The organism is Phormidesmis sp. 146-12, from assembly GCF_052939495.1.
Genome location: NZ_JBJPHS010000184.1, coordinates 1 through 8,226, shown reverse-complemented (window position 1 = coordinate 8,226; position 8,226 = coordinate 1). Strand labels below are relative to the sequence as shown.

General features: G+C 48.4%; 8 protein-coding genes. 2 read left to right on the top strand and 6 right to left on the bottom strand.

The genetic code is table 11. The features are described from left to right. Nucleotides 1-8: 8 nt before the first annotated feature. The 5 genes from ACKFKF_RS33545 to ACKFKF_RS33525 all read right to left on the bottom strand — a co-directional run bounded on the left by ACKFKF_RS33545 (nt 9) and on the right by ACKFKF_RS33525 (nt 4,505). A complete protein-coding gene (locus tag ACKFKF_RS33545; RefSeq protein WP_446871706.1) occupies nt 9-1,568 on the bottom strand; it encodes a Rieske (2Fe-2S) protein in 1,560 nt (519 codons plus the stop codon). 120 nt (nt 1,569-1,688) lie between these two features. Then, entirely contained in the window at nt 1,689-2,186 is a 498-nt protein-coding gene (locus ACKFKF_RS33540; RefSeq protein ID WP_446857062.1) for a globin domain-containing protein, read from the bottom strand. Between the two features lie 30 nt (nt 2,187-2,216). Continuing rightward, on the bottom strand, nt 2,217-2,816 hold the full coding sequence (locus ACKFKF_RS33535; protein WP_446871705.1) for a hypothetical protein: 600 nt from the start codon (nt 2,814-2,816) through the stop codon (nt 2,217-2,219). A gap of 186 nt (nt 2,817-3,002) precedes the next feature. Beyond that, the gene (locus ACKFKF_RS33530) at nt 3,003-3,290 is read right to left on the bottom strand and encodes a hypothetical protein (protein WP_446871704.1); all 288 of its coding nucleotides are present in this window, start codon (nt 3,288-3,290) and stop codon (nt 3,003-3,005) included. Between the two features lie 303 nt (nt 3,291-3,593). Continuing rightward, entirely contained in the window at nt 3,594-4,505 is a 912-nt protein-coding gene (locus ACKFKF_RS33525; RefSeq protein WP_446871703.1) for a helix-turn-helix domain-containing protein, read from the bottom strand. Between the two features lie 480 nt (nt 4,506-4,985). Between ACKFKF_RS33525 and ACKFKF_RS33520 the strand changes: the two genes are divergently transcribed. After that, on the top strand, nt 4,986-6,473 hold the full coding sequence (locus ACKFKF_RS33520) for an aminobutyraldehyde dehydrogenase (protein ID WP_446871702.1): 1,488 nt from the start codon (nt 4,986-4,988) through the stop codon (nt 6,471-6,473). 52 nt (nt 6,474-6,525) lie between these two features. Here ACKFKF_RS33520 and ACKFKF_RS33515 read toward each other — a convergent pair whose 3' ends face one another. Beyond that, nucleotides 6,526-7,776, bottom strand: a complete 1,251-nt coding sequence (locus tag ACKFKF_RS33515; RefSeq protein ID WP_446871701.1) for a vWA domain-containing protein — start codon at nt 7,774-7,776, stop codon at nt 6,526-6,528. Nucleotides 7,777-7,987: 211 nt separating this feature from the next. Here ACKFKF_RS33515 and ACKFKF_RS33510 point away from each other — a divergent pair. After that, a partial coding sequence (locus ACKFKF_RS33510) for an ATP-dependent Clp protease proteolytic subunit (protein WP_446871700.1) occupies nt 7,988-8,226 on the top strand: 239 nt, incomplete at its 3' end.

Below are 8,226 nucleotides of genomic sequence, written 5' to 3'. Positions count from 1 at the left end.
AGTATTGGTCAATACCCGTACTCACTTGATTCATCCCTTTGTTCAGCAACGCCAAGATAGCTCCCGACTAATTCCCCAACTTGATTCACTTGCTGCTGTCGATCCATCAACTCTGGCAGTTTGTGTAACAACTCTGCTGGATTTTCTACTGTTTTATCTGGTTTAGGAAGGCGAGCAGCAGGGACGTTGAGAAAGCGATCGAGATACACACTCATTGCTGCATCAAACACACCTCTCAACAACTCCGGCGATGCAACTCGTCTCATGCCCTGATGTACCGCATTAGCAAAGGTGAAAGTATGATGGGCACTATCCCAATCGTTAAAGTCATTGTTCGTGCTGAATTGAGCAATCCGTAGGGCAGCGGCATAGGTTACAATTTCAGCCAGTTCGACCTCAGAACAGCCTTGCCGGAGGACGGCCAGTAGAGCATCTGCGATCGCTTGGGCATTGTCACCTAGCAAGATGGAAATGAGTTGGTCGCGATGGTTCCAAGTTCCCGGTTGATTTTTCCCCTCTGCTAAAGCTTGCGGCAACGCTTCAAAAGCCTGTTGCAAAATTGCCACTAAATCAATCGGGGAGCGCCAGGATCTAGATTCTTCCATTCGAGAGGCGCTACTATATCCAGACACTAAACTGGTTAAAACGAGTTCTGCATTTTGCCAATCCGCAGCATCTAAAGCCTCTAATGCTTTATTGGTAAAGTCTAGAGGATGTCCAACACTCATATATCGATGGTCAGTCACCACGGTAAAGAGCATCTGAGCCAGTTGGGTTTGAGAGGCTCCTGCCTCGATCGCTGAAGCTAAACAACGCTCTGCGCCTTCTGCATCTCTGACTTCCACAAACTGACGAAACCAGCTTTGTAGAATCGGAATCTTGTCGGGATCGTTGGAGCTAGGTAAGGGTTGAATCGGAAATCGGGGTGGTTGATTGCTAGTATCCCTGGCAACGGCGGCTAGACCATGATAAACTGCACGAGGTTTGTCTTCCTCATCAAGATAGGGCAATAGGTTCATCATGCAAGTGTGGATGGTTAAACCTGTGTCCCAACCGCTCTGTCGATAGCTAACCCCAAAATCTAATCCCATCTGAAAGGCTTGAGTGATGTGTTTCTCGTGCTTCAACAGCGCAATGACCGATTTGCCAATCACTAAGGGAATGCCTTGTTCTAAACCGTCTTGAAGACGCTGACGATGATGGGATAATGGATCGTCATGAGCCGCAAGATCGATCCAGACTTCACGATCGCGGATTTGCACTGGAAAAGCAGGCAGATCATCCGCCCAGGAGTCAAACGTGCCGCCGCTCATCAAATCGAAGCGGGCATAGTGCCAATCGCAGGTGAGAATACAATCTTTTACCGTTCCCCGATGGAGGGGAAAACCCATGTGGGGACAGCGGTTATCTACGGCATAGATTTTGTCATGCTCGTGAATCAGTAATATCGTGTGTCTGGCGTTCACCCCAGAGGGGGAACTGCTTCGCAACGTCACTACTAATCGCCCCGCTTTACGCACATCCTCTAAATCGGCAGCACGAACATAATTTTCTGTTCTAATATACATTTGCTATCTCCCCTGACAGTTAGAACTATGTGAGATTGGGTGAGATTGGCTTGAATTTGGATATTGCTTCAAGAGTACTCTTATCCGCGTCAATCAAAGTATCTCTAAAATAGATTCGACTCAATTCGCTGTCACTGAATGACTAGATCTTGCCAACCGATCGGTGAGTTCTTGATCTTCTTGGTTGTAAATTGCCTTCTCTTTTTGAATAAAGATATCTGCTAGAGCATCATAGGCTTCAGCCCACGCCGCAATTACTTCATCCGTTGCAGCATCTTGCAAAACATCTTTCATGGCTTGCAACAGCTTTTCGCCAATCAGGGAATACTGCTCAGGCAAAATGCGAGTTTCTACGTGGCGATGGGCAATGTGATCGACTGCCGTAGCCAGTTCGTCTAGCCGATCGATATGAGTTGCATAGGCATAAACAGCGGCAGCTAACTTGTGTGCTTGTCCACCCCCATCAAGATGCTGCATCCAGGTGGTTTCAAAGCTACGTTTATAGTCAGGTCGCTCTGCAAAGGCAATTTGATACATCCGTCGGGTAATCTCTTCACCCTTTTCCTTCACAACGGGTGCAGTTGCTTTGACAATCTCGATCGTTTTTTGACTAACCATAATTCAAAGTTTTCCTCCTACTGTCAGACTTCACTGATTTAGTTCTACAATGTCTCCAAATGACAAGGCGCTACTACCATCACGGGTATTGTAAGCACTGATCATGGCGGCTTTTAGGATATTCGTGTCAATATCACCGTTGGGCGAGTCAGCATTAATTTGACCTCCTAATTCTTCGGTGTAGTTCCAAAAAATGACATCAAAATAGGCTCTTTTCTTCAAGCGCTTATTTTTCAGGAGATTGAGACAACTTGTAGCAAATTGTGGATATTTAGAAAATGGGTTGGTTAAATGGGCAAGTTCTTTAGGTTCACTGAAATCGATGTTAGCAGCCTCTAGATCTTGAGCTAACGTTTGGGCAGCCGCAGGAGCAGTGGAACTGGGCGCTGAAGAAGGGCGGGATGATGGGACTGGCTTCTCAGAAGGACTGACAGAGGGAGAGCTTGGCGATGCGGTCGATCCTGACGAAGCACCGGAGGGTGAGGAATTTTGCGGGGCTGAATCTTTCCATATCGTCGGGAAGATAGTAGCCATAGCGCGAATGAATGCGACTGCGATCGCGTTGATTGCAGCCCAAGCTTCTTTACTAAGCCCTTTCGGTTCCTTAGACTCCTTGTCCGGATCAATCATACGACACTCTTGCCCTTGAAAAAATTACTAAAGCCTGTTTGCGAATCAGTTAACTTTGGTAAATGTAAAAGTCTCAACAGCATCTCCTCCTTCAATGCCGACAATTGCCAACTTGTTCGCAATGCAAGTCATATCGTGAGTGTATTGCCCTTGAAAGGTGATTACTCCGCTTTGAGGATTGATGTCTTAGGAGATTGGCTCAGGATTACGGGTACTAGGAGGCTGTGATTGACCGCTCAGAATGACTCGCTTGCCATTGCCAACCAGGTGTCCATTCGCCTTCCTTCTTAATCTTGTTTGCGTATACCCACCCCACCACTGCTGAGCGGTTTGGTAGTTTGTCATGTGTAACATCACGACTTTATTATTTGGAGCTTGCAGATATTGACTCAGGTCTGATAAAAGCGCGTTGCAAGATTCATCTGCTGTTGCTTTTAGAGAACGTGTCGTTCCCCACAAGAGTGGTAGTGTCAAAAACATTATAGATGAAACAAACAAGAAGTTTGTCCGAAATCTAGTCATCTTCATAAGAAGCCTCCAAAGTCTTGAAGCGATTAGTAATAAGGAACTCGAATTTGCTCGATCGATAAATGAAACAAGCAGTGTTCTTGAAGGAACACAAACAAGGTTGCAACTGAACTTATACTGATTCCAACTGCTCGACATACATGAAGAAGCGTCACACACCTCTTGAATTGCTTTCCCGGTTTGCCATCACTCTATTGCAACGCTCAAACGAAGTCGCACCTTTTCTTGCGAACTTAGAACATAATCTTGCTATAACTTGCGAAACTGGTTCGGATTCACCCCCGTGCATTGACGAAAACATCGGGCAAAGTGGCTCTGATTGGCAAAGCCGCACTCCATTGCGATCGACATAATGGTTCGCTCTGAGTGCTTGAGTAAATGCTTTGCGCGTTCGACTCGCTGATGAATTAGGAATTGATGCGGTGAGATGCCTGTCGATCGCTTGAACAAATGACAAAAATAGTACTGACTCATCCCCAGTTCATTCGCAATATCAGTTAAGGATATATCTTCACCCAAATGCGCCTGGATATACTCGATCGCTTGCCTAAGCTTTCGTTTCGACAATCCATCCTCATAATCTCGAAAGTGATGCTTGCGGGTAGAGTAACGGTGCAGTAGGTGAGCCGCCATTGCTGTTGCCATTGAATCGGCGTAGAAACGACTTCTCGCGCCATCCACTTCTAAACTTGATCTGAGTGCTAAACCCATCTGGTGGAGCAGTACATCAACTGTTTTCAGTGTCAATAGCAGTTCAACGCGATCGGGAGTGACTGATTCATGTGCGATTTGAGCTAGAAAGGTAGGCTCCATATAGCAGTTAATCGATTCCATTGCTTTAACAGTAGGATGAGAATGGAAGCTAATCGGTAGATCAGCGGGGTAGATTTCAATACATCCACTTGCATAGTCTTTTTCCCGATACGAGACTGTTTGCGAATGCCCCTCAGCGACAAATTCAAAATCAACTGCCGAATGCCCTAATGGAATAACAACAACATGTTGAAGATTAGATACTTCAGGCAAATCCATAAAGGGTAGGCGGTAATGCTCAAGCTGAATGCTATTCCAACTCGATTGAAAACTGGTTAGCAGTGGCGGCTTTGGCAGCAATTTTGGCCAATCCACATAGTCAATCACCAGAGGTTGCTTTACAGACATCACCGCCTCCAAATCTTGGTTTATATAACGACCTCACCCTCAGTTTTATAGATATCGCGTTTATAAATATCGCGTCTCGCCAATGCGATTCTATTTCACCCCCACCTCCAAACCTTGCCCCTAAACCTTTACCGTCATCTTACTCAACCTTCGCTGACGACAAAAAATTGTTTCGGAACTTGTAACTTTGATTCAAAGTTGATCATCTCAACCTTCGCCCCTCAACGCCCCGACCTCTGGGTTCTTTCGGACAGCACAGATAACCTTAAACGACTATCACCAAACAACTCTCACCACCGATCGCCTTCTGGTGTTTTCGCACTCACCAACAACCGAAAAGAACAAGTGCAAGAACTTGGACTGGAGGCAGCTAACAAGATCTTGAGACAACCTGAACATCAAAAGAAGTCAAAAAAGAAATGGCATAATTTCAATTTAGCGACGCTCAACAAAACAAATATTTCCACTAACGAGGGCATCATGGAAAACATCGCGGGAAAACAAGCGCATTACCCAATGGTGATCGGCGATCGCTTCGTCACAACTGGCAGCCAGGATCTAATCAACCCCGCGACCGAAGAGGTGTTTGCCACCGTCGCGATCGGCACTCCCCAGGATGTTGATGCCGCCGTCCAACAAGCCCAAAGAGCACAGATCGAATGGAATCAGCTTTCTTATGGCGAGAGAAGTTTAGCACTGCTCAAGTTTGCCGATGCGGTTGAACAGCAATCCGACACCCTCGCTCAACTAGAAAGCCAACACACAGGCAAGCCGATCAAGCTGAGTCAAAATGGCGACGTTCCGTTCTCGATCGACAACCTTCGCTACTTTGCCTCCGTCGTACGACATCAAGAAGGCGTGGCGGCAGGCAGCTATGTGGGTGGCTACACAAGTATGCTGCGACGAGAACCGATCGGTGTGGTAGCCGCGATTACTCCCTGGAATTACCCCTTGATGATGGCCGTCTGGAAACTCGCGCCCGCTCTCGCTGCTGGGAATGCGATCGTCATCAAACCCGCCCCCAACACGCCGATTACCACGATCGAACTTGCTAAAATCGCCCTTCAATCAGGTCTACCCGCCGGACTGATCAACGTCGTCACTGGGGGAGCCGATGTCGGAGAAGCGCTCTGCACCCATCCCATCGTCAGAATGGTCAGCTTTACAGGCAGCACCCCAACGGGAAAGCGCGTCATGGAGTTGGCCAGCCAAACCGTCAAACGAGTCACGCTAGAACTGGGCGGAAAAGCCCCCTTTATCGTGTTTGCTGATGCCGATATCGAAGCTTGTGTGCAGGGTGCCGTCGTTGCAGGCTATATGAATACCGGGCAAGACTGTACCGCCGCCACGCGGATTTATGTGCAAAATGAAGTGTTTGATGCCTTTCTCGATCGCTTGATCACCGTCAGCAAACAGGTCAAAATGGGCGACCCGACTCGACCCGATACCGACATGGGGCCGCTCGTCAGTCAGGTACAACAAAATAAAGTGCATGGTTATGTCGAAGAAGCCCGTCAGCAAGGAATTCGCATCGCGCTAGGGGGCGAACTGCCCACAGGCAAAGGTTTTTTCTATCTACCAACCATTTTGGTCGATGCGCCTCAGACGGCAAACTGTGTGCAAGAAGAGATTTTTGGCCCGGTTCTCGTCGTCAATCGGTTTAGTGACGAATCTGAAGCGATCGCTCTCGCCAATGACATTCCCTACGGATTGGCTGCCAGCGTGTGGACGAGCAATATTCAGCGATCGATGCGCGTCACAGCAGCTTTAGAATTTGGCACCGTTTGGGTCAACGATCACATCCCGATCGCCAGCGAGTTGCCCCACGGTGGATTCAAACAAAGTGGCTTTGGCAAAGACATGTCGCACTATGCCCTGGAGGAATATACGATCGTCAAGCATGTCATGTTCGACAACTCTGGCTTACAGCGCAAACCCTGGCACTTCTCCGTCTTTGGTGAAGCGTAGAGGTTGAACGTTCGACGTTCGACATGGAATGCTGTTCAGTCCAAAGTCAAATCTAAGATTCGTCTACCTGCAACGTTGTTTTTGAAACGAGGCGAGTTTTCTTTTTATCGGCCTCAGACAGATCTTGTCCGGCTTGAAGCTGAGTAGCACTGGTTTGCAAAACGGTTGCGGCTCCCTGATCGCCCATCTGGAGCGCAGTTTTGGCCGCAGTTTGAAGCATCGTAGCGGCTCCCACGCGATCGCCCTGCTGCAATTTTGCTTCTGCGATCTGGGTCTGCCGATATTTTGCCAACGCCAGAATGTGATTTTGCACTTCAGGATTAATCGCAGGCTCAAACGCCGTCACTGCCGAAATTTCAACCGGAAAGACTTCAGACAGCAAGCCTTCTTGACCCAACGCCGGATCGTCATAGCGAATTTGCACCGAGGCGATCGTTTGTTTCCCCTGGGGAAGTTGTCCGACATACAAGTTGGTCAATACGATTCGAGGCGCGTCCACCATCAGATCACCTAACCGAACGATCGTCAGATCCCCTTCCTGCTGGACAGTGAGTTCGATCGCATCGGGCACCACTTGAGCGATCGGCTTCAATTCTGCTAATCGAATTCCAGGAGTCAGCGACAACATCAAATGAGCATTCGTCAAGCCAACCGATTGAATGCGATCGAACAATCGACTAAATTCCACAACGGCTTGATCGGGCTGCTCAATAAAAGAGAGCGCTCCACCGCCCGCATCAGCAATTTTTTCTAAAACATTCTGATTCCACGCATCCCCAAAGCCCAGCGTGTTCAGCGTCATGTTGTATCCTGTCGCCAGTTGAGCGAGTTTGAGACAGCGATCGTTATCTCCATGCTCGTTTTCTCCATCCGTCAGCAAAAACGCCTGAGAAACCGCATCTTTCTTCCCCTTCGCCAACTCCTCAATGCCCAACCGCAACCCTTCATCGATCGACGTACCCCCCGCTGCCTCAAGCTGATGAAGGGGAATTCTCAACTTATCCAGGTCTTCGATCACCTGATTAGGCACCAGCACTTTAGCTCTGTGATTAAAGGTGACGATCGCGATCCGATCCCCCGGCGACAGTTTCTCAATCAATCTCTGAGCAGCCTGCTTAACAGTAACCAGCGATCGCCCTTCCATCGAGCCACTCTGATCGAGAATCAAGCAAAGATTAAGCGGAATACTACGCCCGATCGCTTCAGGGATCGCTGAAATCGAAATCGCAACTTGACGCTGACTATTAATTTGAGTCACGTCTACTTGAGCATCACTGAGAGCACACTTCAGTCCGACTTGCATAGGAGATGGGGGAATGTAGAGATAATACGGAGCTTCGATCAGATATCTACACCGTACCTCAGCTTGATTCCGCATCTCAAAATAAAATCCTCCCTCCTCCCTCCTCCCTCCTCCCCCCAGTTCGGTTCTCCCCAATCCCTGTATCGTTCCGTCCGTCTCACGCCACGTTACTATAAGGAGATAGTGCCACTCTTGAGGCAGACCGCACGCTATGAACTCACCCATCAAGGCTATTCAATCTACAAACTACGGCGACGCTTACTATCGGACACCTCCCCCCGATCTGGCTTCGCTGCTCCTCAAAGAACGGATCGTTTACCTGGGCGGGCCGCTTCACTCGATCGACGAATACCGCCGCAACCCTGGTCAAGATGTGACTCGGCTGATCATCGCTCAGTTGCTTTACCTTCAGTTTGACGATCCCGAAAAGCCAATTTTCTTCTACATCAA

What these genes read in the sequence shown, in the direction of transcription:
- ACKFKF_RS33545 (WP_446871706.1), bottom strand. Translation starts at nt 1,568, where the DNA reads ATGTATATTAGAACAGAAAATTATGTTCGTGCTGCCGATTTAGAGGAT.
- ACKFKF_RS33540 (WP_446857062.1), bottom strand. Translation starts at nt 2,186, where the DNA reads ATGGTTAGTCAAAAAACGATCGAGATTGTCAAAGCAACTGCACCCGTT.
- ACKFKF_RS33535 (WP_446871705.1), bottom strand. Translation starts at nt 2,816, where the DNA reads ATGATTGATCCGGACAAGGAGTCTAAGGAACCGAAAGGGCTTAGTAAA.
- ACKFKF_RS33525 (WP_446871703.1), bottom strand. Translation starts at nt 4,505, where the DNA reads ATGTCTGTAAAGCAACCTCTGGTGATTGACTATGTGGATTGGCCAAAA.
- ACKFKF_RS33520 (WP_446871702.1), top strand. Translation starts at nt 4,986, where the DNA reads ATGGAAAACATCGCGGGAAAACAAGCGCATTACCCAATGGTGATCGGC.
- ACKFKF_RS33515 (WP_446871701.1), bottom strand. Translation starts at nt 7,776, where the DNA reads ATGCAAGTCGGACTGAAGTGTGCTCTCAGTGATGCTCAAGTAGACGTG.